The 23,363-nt window shown below is 65.9% G+C and carries 18 protein-coding genes and 1 tRNA gene; 4 read left to right on the plus strand and 15 right to left on the minus strand.

Annotated features, from left to right (window positions below; genetic code table 11):
* Positions 1-284: 284 nt before the first annotated feature.
* From cyoD to IAE41_RS17055, 13 genes are all read right to left on the minus strand, one after another.
* Positions 285-626 carry a cytochrome o ubiquinol oxidase subunit IV gene (cyoD, locus tag IAE41_RS16995; protein WP_079221116.1) on the minus strand — a complete coding sequence of 114 codons (342 nt, stop codon included), beginning with the start codon at positions 624-626 and terminating at the stop codon, positions 285-287.
* Positions 626-1,264: a cytochrome o ubiquinol oxidase subunit III gene (cyoC, locus tag IAE41_RS17000; protein WP_108760122.1), complete on the minus strand. Its 639-nt coding sequence runs from the start codon at positions 1,262-1,264 to the stop codon at positions 626-628. The genes cyoD and cyoC overlap by 1 nt, the downstream gene beginning before the upstream one ends.
* Positions 1,261-3,258, minus strand: coding sequence for a cytochrome o ubiquinol oxidase subunit I (gene cyoB / locus IAE41_RS17005; protein ID WP_108747782.1), 1,998 nt, complete (start codon positions 3,256-3,258; stop codon positions 1,261-1,263). The genes cyoC and cyoB overlap by 4 nt, the downstream gene beginning before the upstream one ends.
* A gap of 2 nt (positions 3,259-3,260) precedes the next feature.
* Complete coding sequence (cyoA, locus tag IAE41_RS17010; protein WP_200733924.1) at positions 3,261-4,304, minus strand: ubiquinol oxidase subunit II; 1,044 nt, start codon at positions 4,302-4,304, stop codon at positions 3,261-3,263.
* Between the two features lie 304 nt (positions 4,305-4,608).
* Positions 4,609-5,859: a hypothetical protein gene (locus IAE41_RS17015; RefSeq protein WP_200733925.1), complete on the minus strand. Its 1,251-nt coding sequence runs from the start codon at positions 5,857-5,859 to the stop codon at positions 4,609-4,611.
* Positions 5,860-5,974: 115 nt separating this feature from the next.
* A complete protein-coding gene (locus IAE41_RS17020; protein ID WP_079221112.1) occupies positions 5,975-6,331 on the minus strand; it encodes a hypothetical protein in 357 nt (118 codons plus the stop codon).
* 570 nt (positions 6,332-6,901) lie between these two features.
* Positions 6,902-7,327: a hypothetical protein gene (locus tag IAE41_RS17025; RefSeq protein WP_200733926.1), complete on the minus strand. Its 426-nt coding sequence runs from the start codon at positions 7,325-7,327 to the stop codon at positions 6,902-6,904.
* A 65-nt stretch (positions 7,328-7,392) separates the two neighbouring features.
* Positions 7,393-8,025 (minus strand): hypothetical protein, encoded by a 633-nt coding sequence (locus tag IAE41_RS17030; RefSeq protein WP_200733927.1) that lies wholly within the window; start codon positions 8,023-8,025, stop codon positions 7,393-7,395.
* A 407-nt stretch (positions 8,026-8,432) separates the two neighbouring features.
* Positions 8,433-8,825: a hypothetical protein gene (locus IAE41_RS17035; protein ID WP_200733928.1), complete on the minus strand. Its 393-nt coding sequence runs from the start codon at positions 8,823-8,825 to the stop codon at positions 8,433-8,435.
* Positions 8,826-8,829: 4 nt separating this feature from the next.
* Complete coding sequence (locus IAE41_RS22565; RefSeq protein ID WP_325167012.1) at positions 8,830-9,789, minus strand: RHS repeat-associated core domain-containing protein; 960 nt, start codon at positions 9,787-9,789, stop codon at positions 8,830-8,832.
* A 288-nt stretch (positions 9,790-10,077) separates the two neighbouring features.
* Positions 10,078-10,153 (minus strand) — tRNA-Thr (locus tag IAE41_RS17045).
* A gap of 36 nt (positions 10,154-10,189) precedes the next feature.
* Complete coding sequence (locus tag IAE41_RS17050; protein ID WP_200733929.1) at positions 10,190-11,194, minus strand: 2-hydroxyacid dehydrogenase; 1,005 nt, start codon at positions 11,192-11,194, stop codon at positions 10,190-10,192.
* 74 nt (positions 11,195-11,268) lie between these two features.
* The gene (locus IAE41_RS17055) at positions 11,269-14,154 is read right to left on the minus strand and encodes an autotransporter domain-containing protein (RefSeq protein ID WP_200733930.1); all 2,886 of its coding nucleotides are present in this window, start codon (positions 14,152-14,154) and stop codon (positions 11,269-11,271) included.
* Between the two features lie 162 nt (positions 14,155-14,316).
* Here IAE41_RS17055 and IAE41_RS17060 point away from each other — a divergent pair, with 162 nt between their 5' ends.
* The 4 genes from IAE41_RS17060 to treA all read left to right on the plus strand — a co-directional run bounded on the left by IAE41_RS17060 (position 14,317) and on the right by treA (position 20,455).
* Positions 14,317-14,919 carry a sigma-70 family RNA polymerase sigma factor gene (locus IAE41_RS17060; protein WP_200733931.1) on the plus strand — a complete coding sequence of 201 codons (603 nt, stop codon included), beginning with the start codon at positions 14,317-14,319 and terminating at the stop codon, positions 14,917-14,919.
* Positions 14,916-15,884, plus strand: coding sequence for a FecR domain-containing protein (locus IAE41_RS17065; protein WP_200733932.1), 969 nt, complete (start codon positions 14,916-14,918; stop codon positions 15,882-15,884). The genes IAE41_RS17060 and IAE41_RS17065 overlap by 4 nt, the downstream gene beginning before the upstream one ends.
* A gap of 10 nt (positions 15,885-15,894) precedes the next feature.
* Entirely contained in the window at positions 15,895-18,666 is a 2,772-nt protein-coding gene (locus tag IAE41_RS17070) for a TonB-dependent receptor (protein ID WP_200733933.1), read from the plus strand.
* Between the two features lie 169 nt (positions 18,667-18,835).
* On the plus strand, positions 18,836-20,455 hold the full coding sequence (gene treA, locus IAE41_RS17075; protein ID WP_200733934.1) for an alpha,alpha-trehalase TreA: 1,620 nt from the start codon (positions 18,836-18,838) through the stop codon (positions 20,453-20,455).
* A gap of 125 nt (positions 20,456-20,580) precedes the next feature.
* On the opposite strand, the gene IAE41_RS17080 is transcribed toward treA, so the two are convergent.
* Together IAE41_RS17080 and IAE41_RS17085 are read right to left on the minus strand one after the other, a co-directional pair.
* Positions 20,581-21,258 carry a lysoplasmalogenase gene (locus IAE41_RS17080; RefSeq protein WP_200733935.1) on the minus strand — a complete coding sequence of 226 codons (678 nt, stop codon included), beginning with the start codon at positions 21,256-21,258 and terminating at the stop codon, positions 20,581-20,583.
* Positions 21,255-23,138 (minus strand): M61 family metallopeptidase, encoded by a 1,884-nt coding sequence (locus IAE41_RS17085; RefSeq protein WP_200733936.1) that lies wholly within the window; start codon positions 23,136-23,138, stop codon positions 21,255-21,257. Before IAE41_RS17085 ends, IAE41_RS17080 begins: the two co-directional genes overlap by 4 nt.
* Positions 23,139-23,363 lie beyond the last annotated feature (225 nt).

The raw sequence follows: 23,363 nt of genomic DNA on the forward strand, positions 1-23,363 counted from the left end.
CCGCCCGCGCTGGTGTTCCCCCCCCCCCCCCCCCCCCCCCCGCCGGCCCCGCCCCCCCCCCGGCGAAGCGCACACCCGACATCCCCCGGTAGCGCCGGGCCATGCCCGGCGAAACGCGCGATTGCCGGCCAGCAGCCGGCACTACCAACCGGAAGAACACGCAACCGACTTCCCCTGGTAGCGCCGGCCGCTGGCCGGCGAACGCGCGAAACGCCCCACCCGACCCAAACAAAAAGGCCGCCCCGAGGGGCGGCCTTTTCGCATGTGGCAACGTCGCGAAGACGTCAGTGCATCATGTGCACGTTCATGTTGTGCATGACCCACAGGGTGCCGATCACGATGATGCCGATCACCACGACGGTGAAGGCAGCAGCGTTGACGTTCCAGCGGCTTTCCGAAGAGCGGTCCAGGTGCAGGAAGAACACCAGGTGGACCAGCATCTGCAGCACCGCGGTGACCGCGATGACCACACCGCTGACAGTGCGCGAGAAGTCGCCGGACATCACCACCCAGAACGGGATGACGGTCAGCACCACCGCCAGCACGAAGCCGATCAGGTAGGACTTGACGCTGCCGTGGCTCTCGCCACCGGCTGCGTGGTCGTGTGCATGGTTGTCATGTGCCATTACAGCGCTCCATTGAGGTAGACGACGGAGAACACGCCGATCCAGATGAGATCCAGGAAGTGCCAGAACAGGCTCAGGCACGCCATGCGGGTCTTGTTGGTCGGGGTCAGGCCGTACTTCTTCAGCTGCACGAACATCACCAGCAGCCACAGCAGGCCGGCGCTGACGTGCAGGCCGTGGGTACCGACCAGGGCGAAGAACGCCGACAGGAAGGCACTGCGGTCCGGACCATAGCCCTGATGGATCAGGTGATGGAATTCATAGACTTCCATGCACATGAAGCCGAAGCCCAGCAGCCAGGTGACGGCCAGCCACAGGAACATCTGGCCGACCTGCTTGCGGTGCATGGCGATCATGCCCAGGCCGAAGGTCAGCGACGAGGTCAGCAGCAGCGCGGTTTCCCACGCCACGAACGGCAGCTCGAACAGGTCCTTCGGACCCGGGCCACCGTCGGTGCCGCCGGCCAGCACAACGTAGGTGGCGAACAGCGAGGCGAAGATGAGGCAGTCGCTCATCAGGTACACCCAGAAACCGAAGACGGTGTTGCCGCCGGTGTCGTGGTGCTCGTGGTCGTCATGGCCATGGGCCGCCGCTTGCGCGGCGTGCCCGTGGCTCAGGGTCGAGGTATTGGTGCTCATGCCTTCAGCTCCGACTTCACCAGGCCCTGGTTTTCCAGGTGCTTGCGGTGTTCGTTCTCGATGCGTTCCACCTCGGCGGCCGGGACCCAGTAGTCCACGTCCTGGTCGAAGGTGCGGTAGATGAACGTGGCGATCATGCCGACGAAGCCAATGATGGCCAGCCACCAGATGTGCCAGATCATCGCGAAACCGAACACCAGGCTGAAGGCGCCGATCACCACGCCAGTGCCGGTGTTGCGCGGCATGTGGATGTCGGTGTACTTGGCCGGCTTCGGCCAGGCTTCACCACGCTGCTTGCGCTCCCAGAAATCGTCCAGCTCGGTGACTTCCGGCAGGGCGCCGAAGTTGTAGAAGGCCGGCGGCGAAGAGGTTTCCCACTCCAGCGTACGGGCATCCCACGGGTCGCCGGTCAGGTCGGCAGTCTTCTTGCGGTCGCGGATGGACACGGCCACCTGGATGATCTGGCACAGGATGCCGGCACCCACGATGAAGGCGCCCACGGCGGCAACCAGCAGGAACGGCTCGTAGGCCGGGTTGACGGTGCTCTGCAGGCGACGGGTCATGCCCATGAAGCCCAGCACGTACATCGGCATGAAAGTCACGTAGAAGCCGATGAACCAGCACCAGAACGCGCACTTGCCCCAGAATTCGTTCAGGCGGAAGCCGAACATCTTCGGCCACCAGTAGGTGATGCCGGCGAACATGCCGAACACCACGCCGCCGATGATGACGTTGTGGAAGTGGGCGATCAGGAACAGGCTGTTGTGCAGCACGAAGTCGATGGCCGGGATCGCCAGCATCACGCCGGTCATGCCGCCGATGGTGAAGGTGACCATGAAGCCGATGGTCCACAGCACGGGCGTGGTGAACTGCACGCGACCGCGGAACATGGTGAACAGCCAGTTGAAGATCTTCACGCCGGTGGGGATCGAGATGATCATCGTCGTGATGCCGAAGAAGGCATTGACGTTGGCACCCGAGCCCATGGTGAAGAAGTGGTGCAGCCACACGATGAACGACAGCACGCCGATGCAGGCGGTGGCGTAGACCATGCCCTTGTAGCCGAACAGTGCCTTGCGCGAGAAGGTCGCGATGACTTCGGAGAACACGCCGAAGGCCGGCAGGACCAGGATATAGACTTCCGGGTGGCCCCAGATCCAGATCAGGTTGATGTACAGCATGGCGTTGCCGCCACCATCATTGGTGAAGAAGTGCGTACCCAGGTAACGATCGAGGGTCAGCAGCACCAGGGTGATGGTCAGCACCGGGAAGGCAGCGACGATCAGCACGTTGGTCACCAGGGCAGTCCAGGTGAACACCGGCATCTGCATCAGCTTCATGCTCGGGGTGCGCATCTTCAGGATGGTAATGAAGAAGTTGATACCACTCAGGGTGGTACCCAGGCCCGCGACCTGTAGGCCCCATATGTAGTAGTCCATACCTACATTGTTGCTGTACTCGATACCCGACAATGGTGGGAAGGCCAGCCAGCCGGTGGCGGCGAATTCGCCGATCCACAGCGACAGCATGATCAGCACCGCGCCGGACACGAACAGCCAGAAGCTGAGCGAGTTGACGAACGGGAACGCGACGTCGCGCGCACCGATCTGCAGCGGCACGGCCAGGTTCATCAGGCCGGTGATGAGCGGCATCGCCACGAAGAAGATCATGATCACGCCGTGGGCGGTGAAGATCTGGTCGTAGTGGTGCGGCGGCAGGTAACCCTCGGACCCGCCGACGGCGATGGCCTGCTGGGTACGCATCATGATGGCGTCGGAGAAACCGCGCAGCAGCATGACGAAGGCGACGATGAGGTACATCACGCCGATCTTCTTGTGGTCCACCGAAGTGAACCACTCTTTCCACAGATAGCCCCACAGCTTGAACTTGGTGATCAGGGCCATGACGCCCAGGCCACCCAGCACCGCGCCGACCAGAGTGGTCAGCACGATCGGATCGTGGGGGATCGACTCAAGAGAGAGTTTTCCCAGCATGTTCATTCTCCCGAACCCATGTGGCCTTCATGGCCAGCGTGTTCGTGTTCTTCGGTGGCGTCCAGGTTCTTCCCGGATTCCTTGGAGTCATGCGCGTCCATCGGGGCGTGCCCCTCGTGCGCTTCATGGCTGGCCGCATCTGCCGCAGCAGCACCCGCGTGGGAATGCTTCATGCCGTAGTGCCTGTTGTCACCCATGTGCTTGGCGAGGACCCAGTTGAACAGGCCTTCTTCCACGGTGCCGTAGTAGGTAACCGGGTACCACTCGGAGTTCTTCGCTTCGCCCAGGGCCTTGAAGGTGGCCTTGTCGAGCGTTTCCGTGCCGGCGCGGACCTGGTCCAGCCACTGGCGGTACTCGGCATCGGTGACCGAATACGCGGTGAAATGCATCTTGGCGAAGCCCAGGCCGCTGTAGTGCGAGGACATGCCCGGGAATTCACCGGTTTCGTTGGCGATCAGGTGGAGCTTGGTCTCCATCGCCGCCATCGAATAGATCATGCTGCCCAGGTGCGGGATGAAGAAGGCATTCATCACCGTGTCGGACGTGATCTTGAAGTTCAGCGGGGTGTTGACCGGGAACTTGATCTCGTTGACGACCGCAACCTTCTCTTCCGGATAGATGAACAGCCACTTCCAGTCCAGCGAGATCGCCTCGATGGTCACCGGCTTGACGTCCGACTCCAGCGGCTTGTACGGGTCAAGCGCGTGCGAGGACCGCCAGGTCAGCACCGCCAGGACCAGCACGATCATGCAGGGGATCGACCACACCACCACCTCGATCGCCGTCGAGTGGGACCACTTCGGCTCGTAGCGGGCCTTGGTGTTGGAGGCGCGATACTTCCACGCGAAGGTCAGGGTCATGATGATGACCGGGATGACGACCAGCAGCATGAGCACGGTAGCCGTGATCAGCAGGGTCTTCTCATCCTGGCCGATCTGGCCCTTCGGACTGAGGATGGCCACGGCATCGCAACCGGTGAGCATCACCAGCAACGACAGCAGCAGGCCCGGGCGCAACCAGCGCCCAAGGGTTTTCAACGGAATCATCGGTCGATCCAATTGCGAGGGAATGCCGTTCCCCGTCCTGCCCGCTCCGGCCAAAGCCGGTCCCGCCTGCGGTTGAGACAGGCAGTGAGGTGGGGTCGAGTCAGCCTTTCAATTTTAGGCCGTCACGCAACATTTAAGAAGGGCATTGACAATGATCCAGCGCAGGAAGTGGCCGGATATCGCTGCGACACGTTGTCGCACCGGGTGCGCAGGGGGCGCGGATGCCGGAATCGGCAAAGCCCGATGAACGTATTCAGGAATGCAGCCAAGGCGCCTGTCGTTCGGCTGCATGGCTGGACGCCCCCTACCGCGCCGCAGCGCCATGGGGCGCGGGGTACTCGAAGCGCAGCTCGCGCTGGCCCTCCCCCACCACCGGCAGCAGCGGATCGACGCCCTCGCAGCCGGCGCGCAGCCGCAGTTGGTCCGCCGCAGGTACCCGGCCGCAGGTTCCGAAACTGCTGACCTGCACGCCCGACAGCATCGTCCTGAAGAACGCCTCTGCCTCCCGGCGCGCCTGCTGGCGGCTGGCTGTCGCCGCCTCCACGCTGTAGCGCAGCTTGATGGCGTACATGCGGTCAACCGCAAAGATCATCACCGAGCTGTATGCCTTGCCCTTGCTGCTGTAGCTGAAGTCCAGCGCGTTCGCGTCCACCCGCGCCGGTCCACCGGCGCCCAGGCTGGCCACCGGTACCACCAGCGGCTGCAGCGCGGACATGTCCCGTTCGCTGGCCATCAATTCCCTGCGCGCATCCAGCAGGGCCTCGCGCTCACCCTCGGCCATCGTCTGTTGCTCGGCCGGCTCCTGCAGGCCGACGGGATAGAAATACAGGTCGATCCAGCCGCTGGTGTCGCCCGGCCGCGCGAAGCGGATGGAAGCGCCACCGAGCACATCGTCGTACCGGCGCTCATCCACCGCGTGCCACTGGCCCACCTGCATCGGGTAGACCACGCTGGTGCCGCGCAGGAAGTCCCCCAGGAACGGCCCCCGGACAGGCGGCGCTGCATCGTCCGCGTCCAGTCTCAGGGTTTCCCTGGGAGCATCGCCGCTGCACTTTTCCTCAAGGACCGCCGCCACATGCGCGCGCAGGGTGCCGGCCTTCTGCAACGCGGCCAGGTGATCCACACCCGGGATCTTCAGCGCGGGATCGGCCTTCAGAAACACCGCGTAGGCCTTGAGTGCACTTTCCACGCCGGCCAACTGCCGGTCCACCTCGTCGCCGTCACTGCCCTGCGTGATCTGATAGGCCAGGTTTCCAAACATCTGCTGCGCGAGTATTTCCGGAGCGATCGAGGTCTCCTCATCCACGGTCTCGGGCAGCCCAAGGACCGGGCAGATAATCACCTGATAATCCGGCGTTTCCATCGTCCAGTTGAGCAGCCACCGCCGCATGTCCTGCGCACCGGGCTGCAGCGGAGAGGCTTCCAGCTGCCGCGCTTCCCGTACGAAACGCGTGGTCTCGGCCTCCTGCGCGGCCCATGCCAGCGCAGGAAGCGCTACCGGAACCACAAGGGCTGCGGCAAGGATGGTTCGGCGCAACACATTCCCTGATGCCATGGCACACGATCCCTGAGGCCCCGCGACGGGGCGCGCTGGCGCAGCGTATCAGGCAGCCCCGGGCCGGGACAGCGGGTTTGTACGACCCCGCTTGCCCCGCCAGGATGTCAGGACGTCAGGACGGCCTGATTTCCCGGCACACCAGTTCCGCCAGCTCGCGGCAGGCGAAGAACAGCCCTTCCACCACGCCCTCATCGAGGTGGCGGCGGGGCGTGGCCATGGTCTTGCAGCGGTTGGCTGCGTGCAGCATCTCCGCCGCCGTGAGGATGGCCACGGCCGCACGGTCGATCCGCGCCAAGGATTGTCTGCGGCCGTCGGACAGATTCTCTTCCGGCCAGAGCATGCCATCGGAGCCTTCGCCATCCCGGATACGGGTGAGGCAGCCCTGGAAGGTGCTGATATCGGAGGTGGGGTCTTCATCGTCGTTGACGGCATCAACAACATGGAGCGGTGGGTTCTTGCGCGTGGTCATGGCATCGGCTTCCGTGGCTGTATTTGACAGCGCCACCGCGCGGAGGCGGGTGGCGGACGGTGCGGGTTGCAAACCGGGCATAGCTAGCCGGTGGGTCCGGAGACCCCCACGCACCGCCCGCCATAAAGGCCGACGGATTGCCAGCCGGCACCGCTTCAGGACGGTGCCGGCTGGCAAGCGTTTACAGCTATGCTCGGGTTTGCACACCCGGCCACCCTTTTTCGGTGGCGCGCCATGTTGTCTACGCCTGCGCTTTCGATTCAATGAGAAAAATCCGAAAGGTTCGGAGGGAATCGAGAGTGCGGTGGGAAGTGTTGCATGCGGGGTGAGTGGCGGAGACGACGAGGAAAGTCGCGAGCGCACTGATGTAGAGACTTATGCGACATCTGGAGCCGCGAATGGACCGGAGATCAGCGGGGCGCGTGACGCTTTTCGCTTCCCAATTGTTGTACGGCGAATTTTCGCACCGTTGATGGACAACGCGTGGCTTGGGCCGTTATGACGCAATCGGTCTATTGAGCGTGCAGGAAACGACAGCCCGGGCGAAGGATGGACCGGCGGCACTCCGGCCTAAGGCAGGATCACGGCGTTCTGAATGACACCAAGTCGCTCGGCGTCCAAGGGATGCACCTTCCCTTCAGACAGATAGAACCTGCCCCGCACAAGTACGCGTGCAATTCCCTCTCTTTCAATGAGATCAGAAGCCACCGCCTCTCCATAAGCAACCATCGAAGAGACAGACTCACCGTCGTCCATGGCCTCCCTGGTCGGGAAAAAGAGAGTGGCATCACTGGCCACGCGAGCCCAGGCCCGGAACTCCACATCCCGGCCCTCAAACTGCTCGGGATGTGCCATCAGATAAACATAGGAGACAACGCAGAAATTTTCAGAACTTGAGTTTCCACGATACTTACAGATGTCAAAGCGCGGCGGGGCTTCACAGCCGGACAATGACAATAAAACCAGACCCGCAAGAACCAAACCAACCATCTTCATCGTGGCACCCAAGTGAAACATTCTTCCATTGAACTGCGGCAGCCTGGGCTTCCGCCTCCGTAACCTCACACTTTCAACGTTCGCAACTCCTCCCAAGGGCCATCCACGATCCTGGCTCGCCACACACCTTCGCTGCCCGGCCCGATCACGATGATAGCCGCGGCCAGGTCGCCGTCGTAGCCGGTGGCGATCAACCCATCCTGCAGAACGAGCGACTGTGCGGCAACGTCGTTCTGCGTGCCGCATAGATCGAGCCGCAGGTGGCCGTCGGCATCGCGGTTGTTGAAATCAACAAAGAGTCTCAAGGAAGACGCGCCGAGGCACCACAGCATGGGAACAATCAGCCCCTCGCCTTCGTCCAGCCTTCCCTCTTCCAGCGCGTCCATCGCAATCTGGGCGATTGCCTCACCGTCATGGCCCAGCCCCTGGCGCGACATCAGGGCAAGCAAGCCGGGCAGCTCGGACCGTGCAAGCCGATCCCGGGCGAACAGCCAGCGAACTGCGCGCATATGCAACGCGGGATAGGTAGCGGACAGGAAGTGACCTCGCACGACCCACAGGGCGGCGCGGATCAACGCATCGGAATCCGCACGCAACAGATACGTCGCAACGTCCGCATCAATCGGCGCCGGAATCCCGATGTCTCCCGACCAATACGCGTCCATCTGCACGGGATCGATCCCGCTGCCAACGGCCAACAGACCTGACTCAAGCAGGTGTGCAAGAAAAGCGTAATCCTCAGCTCCCACTATTGCCCCCCCCGGCTGGGTCGACTCTCACCTGGGCGAGCTGCGCCCGCTCTATCCAGGCTAAACACTCTTCAAGGCATCCCAGAAAGGAATACGCCACTCGCTTCGATATCTTCTGATCAAAGAGCAGGTAAATGCAACCGGGCTACTCCTGCCGATCACGGGGTTCTGCTGTAAGAACGATGCGCTTGGTGAGGGCGGATGACATCGGGCGGACTGTCCGTAAGTGACGGTAAGGCCAACTTAGGACAGGATGCGAAGTGATGTTTGGATGCGGATCGTCCGCGACCAACGTGCCCGCGTTAGCCTTCATATCGATGCCCTTCCCTTCCTTTTTACTATTTCAGACAATTCAGTCAGCCCGCACCTTCCAGCTGCGACTGCAGATGTCGGAAGGCTGCGACACATTCCGGAACGCCATCTGACAGGTCATCGAAGAAGAATTCCCTGTAGAAAATATCTGGCCAGATAAGAACGCTGCCACCGCGAATTTCAGTCCTCCAACAGTCCGGGAATTTTCCATCAGTCACTGAAAATATATTAACCGGCGCAAAAATCAGATTCCCATGATCGCTGACCAGCTGACAGGTAAGTACACCTTCCCGATACACAGATGAGGCTTCATGCAGGCTAAGCCCATAAACCGTGTATTCCCTCCCGCGAGTAACGGACAATCTAGGCTTTAGCTTACCCTCTGCACCGAGACCAGCGAGAACGCTCTCCCATTCATCGATAACTTTAACTCGCATTGAACTACTTCCCCTCTTCAATGATCTTTGTTTTTGTCTCAACAACCTGTCCGCTCGCCTGATTCCGATATGCGTGAGTGGAAAACTGCTGCCCATCTGGCGCCTTATGAGAAGAGCTTGACACCTTGGTCCAGTCTGACGCCTGGCCTCCGTGCACAGCGCTAAGACGCGCCGAATCCCGCAGCAACACTTCGCCAGGGCCGCCAGCAATGATGTCCCCTTGCCCTGAAATCAGCTCACCAAGCTGCTGCTCGCTGGCAAGTTGCTTATTCAATCTGACCCCATCCGCTATGTTGTCGGCACCTTTTATCAGCTTTCCAGCCCCATCCCCAACCACGGGGACAAGCCCTACTACTGCGGCAGCTATGTTGACAGCAGATGGATCCTGAACAGCTTCTACGCCTCCCTTTATGTCGCCAACAATGGGAGTAAAGTCTGCGACCATGGACGCAGCTTCACGGAACGCCTGTCTAGTTTCAGGCTTCGTCCAGTCGGTCTCGTAAACCGAGCGCGGCAGACTCTGCCGTCCATCAGGATCAAGGAACTTGTACGGATTCCCGTTCGCGTACCGATACCGATTGAACTGCCCAACCGGCTGCTCATACGCCGTCACCGGGTCGACCGACAGGAAAACACCCAACTGCGGATCCATGTACCGCTGCTGCATGTAGCTCAGCCCGGTAGCCGAGTCGCTCACATGCCCTGTGTACCCGGGTCCATCCGTGACCTGACCACCGACCACAGCCCCGTAGGGCTCATAGTCATAGCGTCTGATCACATTGCCGTTGACATCGCTTTCAGCCACAACAGAGCCCAGCGCGTCCGTGTGGATGTAGGTGACTGTCGTCTGCGCCATTGCGGCTGGCGACACGCAAAGACCAATGAGCAGCACGCAGCAAAGCCAGGTGCAAAATGCCCCCAACTTGCGAATTTGATCTTCAAATCTTCTGAAGCGGGACGACACACCGCCTGCAGTTCCCCCGAACCTGCGCATCCTTCCAATCCCTGAAAGAGCCTTGAAGCAAGGCTGGGTATTCGTAGCACAGGAATGGCCGGGTGCGGTTTCCGGGTTACGAGCAGGGCGCGGAGCCGGGCGCGTGGGAAGCCGAAAGGGCCGGCGGGCTGCGAGATTCGGAAATTGGGGGCTGCCAGCCATGGGCTGGCACTACTGGGGCCGGCATCCCGCCGGGCATGGCCCGGCGCTACCAGCACAAAAAAAGCCCCGGCCAAGGCCGGGGCTTTTCATCAAACATGGTGCCGGAAACAGGAGTCGAACCTGCGACCTACGCATTACGAATGCGCCGCTCTACCAACTGAGCTATTCCGGCCGAGCAGGCGATTTTACGGGTAGCCCACCCCGCTGGTCAATCCGCCCCTACCCGGTTGCCACAGGCCCGCCCGGCGGCGAAATCGGCCAGGTTGCCCAGGGTGATGGCCGAGATCTCCTGCAGCGCCTCCACGGTGAAGAAGCCCTGGTGGCCGGTCACCAGTACGTTGGGGAAGGTCATCAGGCGCTGGAAGGCCTCGTCGTCGATGATCTCGCCGGACAGGTCCTGGAAGAACAGCGCGCTTTCCTGCTCGTAGACGTCGATGGCCAGATGGCCCAGCCGGCGCGACTTCAGCGCGCGGATGACCGCATGGGTATCCACCAGACCGCCACGCGAGGTGTTGACCAGCATCGCGCCGGGCTTCATGCGCGCCAGCGAGGCGTCGTTGATGAGGTGCTGGGTGTCCGGCGTCAGCGGGCAGTGCAGCGAGACGATGTCCGCGCGAGCCAGCAGTTCGTCCAGCGCGACCATATCCCCCAGCCCGGCGAAATCCGCTGATGGGTACGGGTCATGGCCGAGCACCGTACAGCCCATGCCACGGAAGATGCGTGCGGTGGCCAGGCCGATCTTGCCGGTGCCGACGATGCCCACCGTGCGCCCGTGCAGGGTGCGGCCCAGCAGGCCATCCAGCATGAAGTTGCCTTCGCGCACGCGGTTGTAGGCGCGGTGGGTCTGCCGGTTGAGGGTCATCACCAGCGCCAGCGCGTGTTCGGCCACGGCTTCGGGCGAATAGGCCGGCACGCGGGCGACGAACAGGCCCAGGCGCGCGGCCTCGGCCAGGTCGACATTGTTGAAACCGGCGCAGCGCAGCAGCACCGCGCGCACGCCCAGCGCGTGCAGGGCCTGCAGCACGGGGGCATCAAGGCGGTCGTTGACGAATACGCAGACGGCGGCGCAGTCCTGCGCCAACGCGGCGGTGTGTACGTCCAGCGCGGCATCGAAGTGGACGAACCGGAAGCCCTGCCCGGCGCCATCGCGCGCGTTGGCTTCTTCCAGGAAGCGGCGGTCGTAGGGACGGGCGCTGAAGACGGCGATCTGCATGGGCGGGCCTGCACGGGAATCCTGCGCAGACCATAGCGCACCGGCGGCAATGCTGCCGCCGGTGCGCCCTTTACTCAGAACGCGTAGCCGAGACCCAGCATCACGCCGTTCTGCACCTGGCCATCGCGGCGCTCGCCCACGTAGTCCACCATCACCGACAGGCGGTCACTGGCACGGCTGGTGACGCCCAGGTTCCAGGCCAGCACCTGTTCGCCCAGGGTCTGGCTGCTGCTGCCGAACACCAGGTCCGGGGCGGCGGCGAAGCCGGTGCTGTAGCGGGCCTGGGTGTCGCCCAGTTCCTTCTGCCAGACCACGCGCGCGCGCGGGGTGATGCGCTCGCCGTTGGCACGGTTGAAGGTCTTGAACAGCTGCAGGCCGGCACCCACGCGGATGCTTTCCAGGCTGCCGCCACGGCCGGCCAGTGCGCCCGCGCCCTGCCCTTCGTTGAAGCGGGTGGCCGAGGTGCGCGCGTAGTCCACCACCGGCAGCAGCGGCTGCACCACCAGCCCGTTGCCGGTGGTGAAGCTGAAGCCGTGCTCCAGGCGCGCAGAGATCGCATCGTTGTTGTACTTGGCGCGCAGCGAATCGTTCAGGCCGTCGATGCCGGCAATGCCGCGGCGGGTGTCGTGGCGCAGGTCGGTGTAGCGCACGGCGGCCGACAGGTAGCCACGCGCGTAGGTGGCATCGATGTAGCCACCGATATCCAGCGCGCGCACGTCACCGGTGAAGCCGGAGCCATCGCGCGCCTTGGTCGACATGTCTGCCGCCGCCACGCTCACGCCCAGGCTCACGCGGTCATCGGCCACGCGCGTATCGGCACCCAGCACGATGCCGCCCACGGTGTGGCTCAGGCCGGCCACGCCGCCTTCGCCATCGATGCGGCCATGGCTGCCGAAGCCGCGGCCCCAGAAGCCATGGTTGCGCGCACCGGCGCCGCTGTCGGTGCCGGCCACGGCCTGTGCGGCGGGCTCGACCAGATGCATGGCCAGCTGGTTGAACAGGCTGCCGCTGGCCATGCCGGGCTGCGCTGCAGCCGACTGTGCCGCCTGCGCCGCCAAGCCACCGGCATCGCCGCTGCCGCTGCGCAGGCCGGCCTGGTGCTGCGTCACCACGCTGCCGATGCTGCCCAGCAGGGCGTTGTCGGCCAGGCGCAGGCTGGCGTGCCCGTCACCGCGCAGGGCACCGGCCTGCTGTGCGATGACATCGCGGTCGGCAAACTGCAGCGCGCCCAGCAGCGACTTCAGGCGGACATCCTGGCGGTCACCCGCCGCAGCCAGGGCAACGCCCAGGCTCTGGTTGCCGTTGCTGGCGGTCAGCTGTGCCAGCTGGTCGAAGCCCGGGTTGGCGGTCAGCGACAGGCCGTCTTCGGTCTGGTTGATGTTGAAGCTGAGCAGCGAGTTGTGGCGCGGGCGGAAGACTTCGTTGTCGGTGATGCTGGCGCTGTAGCCCGTATCGCCCAGGCGCACGGCGTCGGCGAAACCGTCCTCGTAGATCGGCCCGGTGATCAGTTCGCGCTGGTAGTTGCCGGCATAGAAGCCCTGGGCGACGTTCAACTCCAGGTGCGCGCCGGGCGAGATCACCAGCGCGCCGTCGGTCTGGCCGCCGTCGAAGAAGGTGCCCACGCGCAGGCGGCCGCTATCGCTGCCACCGGCTTCGGTGACATCGAACAGCACGTTGCCGCCCGGCATGATGTTGACGTAGCCGTGGGTGACCAGGTCGCCACCGCGCGGCATCAGGGTGCCGTACACGCGCAGGCGGTTGAAGCCGTCCTCGCGCAGCGACGGGCCGGTCGCGCCGAGCAGCGCGTCGGTATCGGTTTCCAGCGACGCGATGTCGCCGTGGCCGACTACCATGCCACCGGGCATCACCCGCACTTCCGGTGCGCGCAGCGCGCCACCTTCCAGGGCGATGGTGCCGCCGTCGACCAGCATGAAATCGGCGCCGGTGGTGGCCGAGGTGCGCCAGGTGCCGCCCTTGGCCACGCGGATCACGCCGGCCGAGTTGGCCAGCGCGGAGGCATCGAGTTCACCCAGGCGCAGCTTGCCCAGCAGCAGCTGCTGGATGCCCGGGTCATTGAGGTAGTCCTGCACCGAGGCATCGCCGATGCCGTTGGGGCCGTCGCTGGCGGCGTTGTAGATGCTGACCGCAAGGTTGATGTAGGTGGTGGCGTAGCCGGCGTCGTTCCAGCGCGAGAAGTCGTCCTCGACGAAGGCCTGCAGCTGGCGGGCAGTGGACATGTAGCCCGGGTTGATGTCACCGCTGACAGTGCCGGCGACGGTCAGGGTATCGCCGGGGTTACGGTAACCGGCCTCGGTGATGATGTTGTTGCTGTAGATGTCCTGGCCCGGGAAGAGCTGCAGGTTGCGGCCGCTGCCATCGGGATCGAAGCTGACCGACGTGCCGTTGGTGCGGGCCGGGTCGCGGAACACCAGCAGGCCGTTGGGCGCCACCACTTCATACATGGCCTTGTGCAGCAGGCCGGCATCCATGCCGCCGCCATAGTTGTCGGTGTAGATCTGGGTCATGCGCGGCGACGGCGCGTAGGTGATGCGGCCGCCGCTGCTGGCAGCGTGGATCTGCACCGAATCGACCGTCGGCAGATCGCCTGCCAGGTAACGGTTGACGCCGCCGGACTGCATGATCGAGCACGACGAGATGCAGTGCCCGGACACGATGGTGTCCAGGCCGTTGGTGCGGATGATGGCCTGCAGCCACTCACCGGCAATCAGCGCGCCACCGTTGGAGGTGCGCAGCACGACTTCGCGGATCGGCCGGCCTTCGGCCTGTGCCTTGGCCAGCAGGGCCGGCAGCGCGACCACGTCGGCGAAGGTGACGCCACCACTGAGGACGACGCGGTCGTCCTGCACGTGGTAGTTCATCGCCCCTGCGTTGCCGATCGCGCCCAGCGTTGCCATGCCCACCAGGCCGGCCAGGGCCAGGCTCAACTTCGAATGCTTCATTGCGGTCTCTCTCTCCAAACCCGCACCACGCGGGACGAAAGCAGAACGCCGCAGCGCGCCGATCTCCCCCAGTGCATCGCGCACGAAAATCTGAATGCGTTCACATAACGCATTGGCATACGACACGGACTTCCCCCTTGGGTCATCGTCTTGTAAAACTCGATGACGCGTTCGTCGTTCGAGGCCCTTCCCCTGTCCGCCCCCTCCCCCCTGCCCCGTCGCGCGCCGGACCCGGCCGGGGTTCCGGATGCCTTCATCGCCTTCATCCGCGAGGAACGCGCGCCGCTGTGCGCTTTCCTGCGCATGCGTGGTATCGGCCCGGATGATGCCGAGGACATTGCACAGGACAGCATGGAGCGGCTGATCCGCTACCGCGGGCGCAGCACCGACGAACTGCGCCTGCTGCTGTACCGCATCGCCCGCAACCGCCTGGCCGACCGCGGGCGTTCGTCGCAGGCGCGCGGCCACCTGCCGCTGGGTGAACGCGATGGCAGCGAGGAGCCGCAAGGCACTTCTCCCGATCCACTGCGTCAGGCAGAATCCGGCCAGATGATCGCGCTGCTGCGACAGGCACTGTTCAAGCTTCCCGAACGTGCCCGCGAGGTGTACCTGCTCAACCGCATCACCGGGATGAGCTACGCACAGATCGCCCGGCACTGCGGCATCACCGCCAAGACGGTGGAAAAACACATCGCCCGTGCCCTCCAGGGCCTGCGCAAGGAGCTGGGCAGCAATCCTCTCCACACTGATGGAGATAGTGAGTGACCCGCGACGCCTACATGGATGACACGTTGCTGTTCGAGCGCGCAAGCGCCTGGGTGGCCCGGCTGGAAGCCCCCGACTGCACGTCGATCGAGCGCGAAGCGTTCGAGGACTGGCTGGCCGAGCACCCTTCCCACGTCAGCGCCTGGGCACAGGCCGAGACGCTGCACCAGCGCAGTGCCGGCTTGGCCGGTGACCCGTGGCTGCGCACCGCCGCCAGCCGTGCCGCACGCGTGCCGGTACAGCGCTGGCTGCCTTCGGTGGCGGCGGCGGCCGGCGTCTGCCTGGCAGTGGGCATCGGCTGGATGGTCTTCACCGATGGCAACCCGACGCCGCTGATCTACGCCAACGCCAGCCACCAGCCGCAGGTGCGCACGCTGGCCGATGGCAGCGTCGCCACCCTCGATGCCGGCACCACGCTGAGCGCCCGCTTCGGCTGGCGCAAGCGCGAACTGGAACTGGAGCGTGGCCGCATGCAGCTGCAGGTGGCCGCCTCCTCGCGCGCGCTGCGGGTGCAGGCCGGCGGCAGCAGCATCCGCGATATCGGCACCACCTTCCAGGTCGAGCGGCTGACCGATGGCCGGGTGGAAGTGGCGCTGCTGGAAGGCGCCGTGGAAGTGACCAGCGGCAGCGCCCAGCACACGCTGGCCCCCGGCCAGCAGCTGCAGGTGTCGCCGTCCGGCCGCATCCAGCCCGGCCCGCAGCTGTCCACCACCGCCGCCGCCGAAGCCTGGCCCGAGGGCCGGCTGGTGTTCGACGCCACCCCGCTGTCCACCGTGGTCGAGCGCATGAACCGCTACGGCAGCACGCCGCTGGTGATTGCCGACCCGGACATCGCCGACCTGGCGGTGAGCGGCACCTTCCGTGCCGGCGATGCGCACGAACTGCTGTCTGCCCTGGAACTGGGGTGGTCGATCGCTGGCCAGCCGCGCAAGGATGGCGCGCTGGAACTGCGCCGCACCTACTGAGGCGGCGCGGATGCCCAGCCCCGGGGCACTGCGACAGGGCCTGATGGTCCTGCTGTGGCTTGCCCTGGCCGGCGCCACGGCCGCTGCAGATGCGCCCACCACCGCACCCACCGAGTACCGCATCGCTGCCGGCCCGCTGGTGCCGGCGCTGCAGCAGTGGGCCCGGCAAAGCGGCCAGGCGCTGGTGTTCGATGCACGCGAACTGGCCGATCTGCGCAGCCCCGGCACGCAGGGGCCGCAGGAACCTGCCGCTGCACTGAAAGCGCTGGTGGCCGGCAAGCCGGTCAACATCCTGCGCACCCCCAGTGGTGGCTTCGTGCTGCGCCGCCATGCCGTGGCTGCGGCACCGCCGGCCCGGATTGCGCCCGCCCCGCCACCGCGGCCGCAGCGGCCGGCACAGGTGGAACTGGCACCGATCCATGTCACCGGCAGCCGCCTGCCACGCAGCTCGGTGCAGACCACCCTGCCGGTGACAGTGATCGAACGCGAGGACATCCTGCGCAGCGGCTACGGCACGCTGTTCGATCTGCTGCGCCACCTGCCCGGCATGAACGGCCACCCGCCGCTGAGCACCTCGCGCGGCGGTGATTCGCTGTACCTGCCGGTGGGCGCCGCCGCCACCACCAGCCTGGACGGCATGGGCCCGCGCGCCACGCTGTTCCTGGTCAACGGCCGCCGCCTGCCGCGCTACCCGATGGTGTCGCTGGAGGAAGGTGGCTTGACCGACCTGGGCGGCATTCCGCTCAGTTTCGTCGAGCGCATCGAACTGGTACGCGGGGGCGCATCGGCCATCTACGGTGCCGATGCGATGTCCGGCGTGGTCAACATCATCCTGCGCGACCAGGCCGATGGGCCGGAGGCCACCCTGCAGACCGGCGCCAGCAGCCGCGGCGACGGCGACCAGCACCGCGTGCAGGCCGCCACCGGCGGCGTGCGCGACAACGGTGACCGCTGGTTCGCCGGCCTCGACCTGCACCGCCTGCGCCACGTGGCCGGCGACCGCCGCCGCTGGCATGCCGACAGCGAGCTGTACCCGATCGGGCTGATCCTGGCCAATGGCGATTACTACCCGGCCAGCGAATGCCACGCGCCGCTGCAGGAGGAAGAGGATGGCTGCTGGTACGACAGCGTGCGCCCGCGTTCGCTGCAGCCGGCATCGGACACCGTGGCCGGCTACCTGCGCTACCGCCACGAGCGGGGCGACGGCCGCTATGCCTATGTCGAGGCGCGCGCCAGCCACAACCGCCAGCGCTTCGAACTGGGGCCGACCGCAGTCGCACTGAACTTCAACCGCAACGCCCTGCTCAACGTGGTGCTGCAGGAGGGCGGCGAGGTGCAGCCGCGGGTGCGGGCCAGCGAAGGCGACCTGACCGTGGGCATCGGCCGCGACCAGAGCGGCCGCAGCTGGGAGGCCGGCCTGAGCGCGCAGCGCAGCCAGGTGGACCTGCGTACAGGAGGCGCCGTACGCAGCGAGCGCCTGCTGGAGGCTGCGCTCGCGCTGGACTTCCTGCCCGGTTTTTCCACGCTGCCACCGGGCCTGGCCGACGAACTGTTCCCCGACATCCGCAACCGCGGCCGTACCAGCCAGCTGCAGGGCTGGTGGGGCGTGCAGCGCGAACTGATGGACCTGCCCGGCGGCAAGGCGCAACTGGCCACCGGCATCGACCTGCGCCAGGAGCGCTGGACGTCGCTGCCCGATCCGCTGCTGGGCAAGGGCGAGCTGGCGCTGGGCCTGCCGCTGGAGCAGCGCCGGCTGTCGCGGCCGAGCAGTGCGGCCTACGCCGAAGTCGGCCTGCCGCTGGCCTCGACACTGCGCCTGGACCTGGCGGCACGGCTGGACCGCGATGATGGCGACAGCGCGTTCTCACCGCGCGCCGGCCTGCGCTGGAGCCCCAGCCCGCACTGGTCGTTCCTGCTGGCCAGCGGCCGTGGCTTCCGTGCGCCCAGCCTGTTCGAGCGGCGGCGACCGCCGGCCTACTTCGGCCTGCTGGCGCTGCCCGCATCGGACACCCTGCCGCCGTGCGCACTACCGCTGCGCGGCGGCGGCTGCGCGGTGGAAGTGGATGTGGTGGAGAACGATGCACTGCGCGCCGAGACCTCGCGCAGCCATTCGCTGGCGGCCAGCTGGACGCCCACCGACGCGTTCTCGTTGTCGCTGACCCACAACATCGTCGAGCTGCGCAACGAGATCCTCGCCCTGCAGCCAAGCGATGCACTGTGGAACCCCGACACGTGGGAACTGGATGAGCAGGGCCGCCTGCGTGACCTGCGCCTGTCATTCGACAACATCGGCCGCACCACCTCGCGCAACTGGGTGCTGCGCGGCGAATACCGCATCGATGCCGGCCGCGATGGCCAGTGGCTGTTCTCGCTGGATGGCCTGAAACAGCAGGAACTGCGCCGGGACCGCGCGCATGGCCAAGCGGTGGACCTGCGCGGCCACGCCACGCCCACGTTCGCCGGCATCGTCAACGTGCAGTGGCAGAATCCCTCGTGGGACATCGCCCTGCGTGGCAACCGCGTTGGCCGCACGCGTGCGTGGCTGGCCGGTGAGGACTGCCCGCAGCAACAGCACAATGATCGCCGCTGCATGAACCCGGCACAGCTACGCTGGAACCTGCACGTGGCACGCAAGCTGAGCCCGCGCGTGGTGGCCGCGCTGGACGTGCACAACGTGCTGGACACCGCGCCGGTGAACTACCTGGTTGGCAGTGGCGGGCAGATGGCCGGGCTGGATGATCCGCTGGGCCGCTACTTCCTGCTGACCCTGCAGTTCCGCTGACGGGCATTTGTAGAGCCGAGCCATGCTCGGCTGCGCTCTTGTAGAGTCGAGCTTGCTCGACTGCTCTTTCCAACAGCAGTCGAGCAAGCTCGACTCTACAAAAGCAACCCGCAAACCGCTTTCACGCATGCGGGGCTACAGTGGCCGCACACCCTTCTGGAGGCACGCCATGCGTCCCTCGATGTTCCAGGCCGGTGCGTCGCTGGCACTGGTGCTCTGCATCGCCAATGCAACAGCCGAAGAAACCGCCCGCGTCCCTGAGCCTCCCGACCAGCAGCTCGCGCCGTTGTTCCAGCAGGTGCAGCGCGCCCACCTGTTTGCCGACCAGAAGACCTTCGCCGATGCCGTGCCGCATCAGCCGGCTGCGGCCGTGCTGGCCGACTGGCAGACCGCACAGCGGCAACCCGGTTACACGCTGCGCGATTTCGTCGCGACCCGCTTCACGCTGCCGGGCGATGCGCCGGCCTACGTGCCACCCGCGGGGGAAACACTGCGCGCGCACATCGAAGGCCTGTGGCCGGTGCTGCAGCGGCACACCAGCACCGTCGATCCGCACGGTTCGCTGCTGCCATTGCCGCACCCGTACGTGGTGCCCGGCGGCCGTTTCCGCGAGGTCTACTACTGGGACAGCTACTTCACCCTGCTCGGCCTCGCGTCCAGCCAGCGCTGGCAGCAGGTGCGCGACATGGTCGACAACTTCGCCTGGCAGCTGGACCAGTACGGCCACATTCCCAACGGCAACCGCAGCTACTACCTCAGCCGTTCGCAGCCGCCGTTCTTCAGCCTGATGGTGGAACTGCTGGCCCGCCACGAAGGTGACGATGCATACCGGCGCTACCTGCCGCAGCTGCGCATCGAACACGCGTTCTGGATGCACGGCGCCGAGGGCCTTGCACCGGGCCAGGCGCGCGAACGCGTGGTGCGCTTGGCCGATGGCCAACTGTTGAACCGCTACTGGGATGCGCGTGCGGTGCCGCGTACCGAATCGTGGACGGATGACCTGGCGACCGCGGCGCAGGCATCGCAGCGACCGCCATCGCAGGTCTACCGCGATCTGCGCGCCGGTGCCGAATCCGGCTGGGATTTCAGCTCGCGCTGGCTGGATGACCCCGCGCAGCTGTCCAGCATCCGCACGACCGCCATCGTGCCGGTGGATCTGAACAGCCTGCTGTTCCAGCTGGAACAGACGCTGGCACGTGCCAGCACCGCATCAGGCGCGCGTGACGATGCGCGTCATTACCAGCAGCTGGCGGCCTCGCGCCGTGCGGCCATCAATACGCAGTTGTGGGATGCGCGCCAGGGCTACTACGTCGACCGCGACCTGGACAGCGGCCAGCAGCGCCCTGCCCTCACCGCCGCAGCGCTGTTCCCGCTGTGGCTGAAGATTGCCGACGCAGCACAGGCGCGGCGCACCGCCGATGCCGTGGAAGCCGGCCTGCTGCGCTCAGGCGGCCTGCTGACGACGCAGCACGATACCGGGCAGCAATGGGACGCCCCGAACGGCTGGGCGCCGCTGCAGTGGGTGGCGGTAGATGGGCTGCAGCAGTACGGCCAGCAGGCGCTGGCGCGGACGCTGGGCGTGCGCTTCCTGCGTACGGTGCAATCGGTCTACGACCGCGACGGCAAGCTGGTGGAGAAGTACGTGGTGGATGGCTCGGCCAGTGGCGGCGGTGGCGGCGAATACCCGCTGCAGGATGGTTTCGGCTGGAGCAACGGCGTGACCCTGGCCCTGCTGGATCGCCTGTGCGCACCGGAGCGCACCTGCGAAAGCGCCGCCGACGTCGAATGAGCGCGTTGTAGCGCCGAGCCATGCTCGGCTGCGCTTTTGTAGAGTCGAGCTTGCTCGACTGCTGTTGGCAGAAGCAGTCGAGCAAGCTCGACTCTACAAAGGGCAAAGTCGAGCATGGCTCGACGCTACAAAGGCCACCTGCCCACCGAACGGGCAATGGCGTACTGCGCGGCATAGTACGTGGACAGCACCAGCAGACTGGCCAGCGGCAGGCCGCCAGCGAAACGGTCCCAGGCCAGCAGTGAATCGCTGGCGACGAACAGCACGGCGCCGATCGCGGCCCAGCGTGCGCTGCACGATTCCGGAGCTGCCGGCTGCGGCCGCGCCCACGCGCGTGCCAGCGCCAGCACCGCCATCGAGGCAAGCACCACCACGTAGGCCAGCACCGGAATTCGCATCGGCGCCGGCAGGTGCGGCCACAGGCCCAGCACGTTGAGCGTGGCGAACGCACCCAGCAGCACCAACGCACCCCACAACCCAGCGCCCGCGCGCAGGCCAGCACGGAAGGCGACGATGTAGCAGACGTGGGCCAGCAGGAAGGCCACCAGCCCCGGAACGAACGCATCCACCGGCAGCATCAGCGCGATATCGCCCACGCAGGACAGCAGCATGCCGGCCAGCACCGCGCGCCGGTACGACGGCGATGCCGCCGGTCGTGCCTGCCAGGCGATGGCCGCGATCAGCAGCGTGGTTGCCGGCTTGGCGAGCCAGTGCAGCCAACGGCCATCACCGTGCAGGAAGGCGCCGACGATGGCCAGGATCGCTGCCAGCAGGACCAGGCCTTCGCGGCGCCACGACATCATCGCGCCTTCCACAGCTCGGCAAGGCGGTCCGGCTTGCCGGCGATGCGTTCCAGCACCGGGTACTGCAGGCCACCGTGGTAGTCGATGCGCATCGTGTCGATGCGGTCGAACTGCTTGACCAGCAGCACGATGGGCGCCTTGTCCTTGGCCGCGGCGGACACCGCATCCTTCAGGCGTTCGCTGCTGTACTCGCGGCCACCGACGGCAATCACCTTCATGCCCGGTGCCAGGCCGGCGTTGAAGGCCGGGCTGTCCCAGATCACATCACCAACCACGCCGGTGTCGAGCACGGTCGCACCCAGCGAGTACGCCAGCAGGGCCGCCTTGGCGCGCTTTTCCTGCACCTTGTAGGCCTCGTTGGGCGTATCGCGGTAGGCCAGCTTCCAGCCGGCCAGTTCCAGGCCACCGGTCAGCGAGCCGTGGCCGTCCAGGCGCTGCCGCAGGAAGCTGGCCCAGTCATACGGGGCGATGCCGTTGAGGGTCGCCACCACGTCCTCGAAGGTGTACGGCTTGACGTTCCAGTCGCCATTGCCGACGCCGAAGAACGCGCGTGCGAAATCATCCAGGCTGCGGCGGTTGCCGCTCAGATCGCGAAGCTTGCCTTCCACTTCCAGCCACAGCATCTGCCCGCCGGAGTAGTAATCCTCGCTCATCTGGTAGTTGCGGTAGGCCAGCCCGCGGCGCTGGGCGATGGTCGGGTCGTTGGTGGTGTCCTGCAGCGCGCGCCAGGCCAGGCCGGGGCGGCCCCGGTCATAGGTGGCCGCCACATTGGCCAGCGTGTCGCGGGTCTGCTCGGCCGACCACAGGCCCGAGCGCGCGGCCAGCACCTGGCCCCAGAACTGGGTCTGGCCCTCGTACACCCACAGCAGGCTGTCGCCCATCGGCACGTTGAAGTTGGCCGTCGCCAGGTCCGCGCCGCGGCGGTACTTGCCGTTCCAGGAATGGGTGTACTCGTGCGGCAGCAGATCGCGCATCCACGCGTTGCTGTCCCACTCGGTGAAATAGCCTGGCGCGGCGCTGTTCTCGCTGGAGCGATGGTGCTCCAGGCCGATGCCGCCGAGACGGTCGGTCAGCGCCAGCAGGAATTCGTAGTGGTCGTAGTGGCGCGCGCCGTACAGCTTGTCGGCCTGCTGCACCAGCGCACGATGCAGCTTGATCTGCGCGTCGGTCGGCTTCAGCGATTTTGCATCGTCGGCGAACACGTTGAGGTGCACCGGCACTTTCGCGCCCGGGTCGAGGTCGATGCGCTGGTGGTGCTCACCGGCAAACAGCGGCGAGTCGACCAGGTGGTCGTAGGAGATGGGCTTGAACACCACGGTATCGCCGTCGCGGCGCGCGGTTTCCAGTGCGGTGGCGTAGGCCCAGCCCTTGGGCAGGGTGACGCTGGCCTGCGCCTGCAGGTTGCGCGCGTCGACGCCGGCCGGGTACAGCGAATTGGCGTTCCACTGCAGGTTGAGCATTTCCGGGGTCATCACCACCCGGCCCTGGCTGCCGCCCTGCGAGGACAGGAAATCGAAGTGGGCGACGATCTCGCTGACACCTTCGGGCACGTCGACCTTGAATGCGTAGACGTTGAACTGGTCGCGCTGCCAGGCCAGCGGCTTGCCATTGGCGGTGACGCGCAGGCCGGCCAGCTTGTCGATCGGGCCGGTGGGCGAATGGTTGCCGGGAATCCACTGCGGGTACAGCAGGGTGACCGGACCGGGCTTGACCGGCACGGTGGCGGTCACCTTGAAGATGCGGCGAGCCAGGTCGCGCGCATCCACATCGATGCGCAGCAGGCCGGGGGCCGCGGCATCGCCCGGCGGCGAGGTCTGCGCCAGCGCAGGCGTGGCAGCCAGCGCGAACAGCACGGACATCACCAGGGCACGGGTCTTCATCAGGCAGGTTCCAGCAGGGGTAGAACCTTCGATGCTAGGCCTGTGTGGTGCGTGGCCCCATGGCCAAAGGTCATGGGCGCGCGCCCATCCACGCATGGCGTGGATCTACCGGGGATGCGATGCGCCGATCATGGGCGGTGCGCCCATCCACGCATGGCGTGGATCTACTGGGGATGCGATGTGCCGATCATCGCGGATGCCCATCCACGCATGGCGTGGATCTAC

Source organism: Stenotrophomonas sp. S39, from assembly GCF_016624665.1.
GTDB lineage: Bacteria > Pseudomonadota > Gammaproteobacteria > Xanthomonadales > Xanthomonadaceae > Stenotrophomonas.

What these genes read in the sequence shown, in the direction of transcription:
- cyoD (WP_079221116.1), bottom strand. Translation starts at nt 626, where the DNA reads ATGGCACATGACAACCATGCACACGACCACGCAGCCGGTGGCGAGAGC.
- cyoC (WP_108760122.1), bottom strand. Translation starts at nt 1,264, where the DNA reads ATGAGCACCAATACCTCGACCCTGAGCCACGGGCACGCCGCGCAAGCG.
- cyoB (WP_108747782.1), bottom strand. Translation starts at nt 3,258, where the DNA reads ATGCTGGGAAAACTCTCTCTTGAGTCGATCCCCCACGATCCGATCGTG.
- cyoA (WP_200733924.1), bottom strand. Translation starts at nt 4,304, where the DNA reads ATGATTCCGTTGAAAACCCTTGGGCGCTGGTTGCGCCCGGGCCTGCTG.
- IAE41_RS17015 (WP_200733925.1), bottom strand. Translation starts at nt 5,859, where the DNA reads ATGGCATCAGGGAATGTGTTGCGCCGAACCATCCTTGCCGCAGCCCTT.
- IAE41_RS17020 (WP_079221112.1), bottom strand. Translation starts at nt 6,331, where the DNA reads ATGACCACGCGCAAGAACCCACCGCTCCATGTTGTTGATGCCGTCAAC.
- IAE41_RS17025 (WP_200733926.1), bottom strand. Translation starts at nt 7,327, where the DNA reads ATGAAGATGGTTGGTTTGGTTCTTGCGGGTCTGGTTTTATTGTCATTG.
- IAE41_RS17035 (WP_200733928.1), bottom strand. Translation starts at nt 8,825, where the DNA reads ATGCGAGTTAAAGTTATCGATGAATGGGAGAGCGTTCTCGCTGGTCTC.
- IAE41_RS17050 (WP_200733929.1), bottom strand. Translation starts at nt 11,194, where the DNA reads ATGCAGATCGCCGTCTTCAGCGCCCGTCCCTACGACCGCCGCTTCCTG.
- IAE41_RS17055 (WP_200733930.1), bottom strand. Translation starts at nt 14,154, where the DNA reads ATGAAGCATTCGAAGTTGAGCCTGGCCCTGGCCGGCCTGGTGGGCATG.
- IAE41_RS17060 (WP_200733931.1), top strand. Translation starts at nt 14,317, where the DNA reads ATGACGCGTTCGTCGTTCGAGGCCCTTCCCCTGTCCGCCCCCTCCCCC.
- IAE41_RS17070 (WP_200733933.1), top strand. Translation starts at nt 15,895, where the DNA reads ATGCCCAGCCCCGGGGCACTGCGACAGGGCCTGATGGTCCTGCTGTGG.
- treA (WP_200733934.1), top strand. Translation starts at nt 18,836, where the DNA reads ATGCGTCCCTCGATGTTCCAGGCCGGTGCGTCGCTGGCACTGGTGCTC.
- IAE41_RS17080 (WP_200733935.1), bottom strand. Translation starts at nt 21,258, where the DNA reads ATGATGTCGTGGCGCCGCGAAGGCCTGGTCCTGCTGGCAGCGATCCTG.
- IAE41_RS17085 (WP_200733936.1), bottom strand. Translation starts at nt 23,138, where the DNA reads ATGAAGACCCGTGCCCTGGTGATGTCCGTGCTGTTCGCGCTGGCTGCC.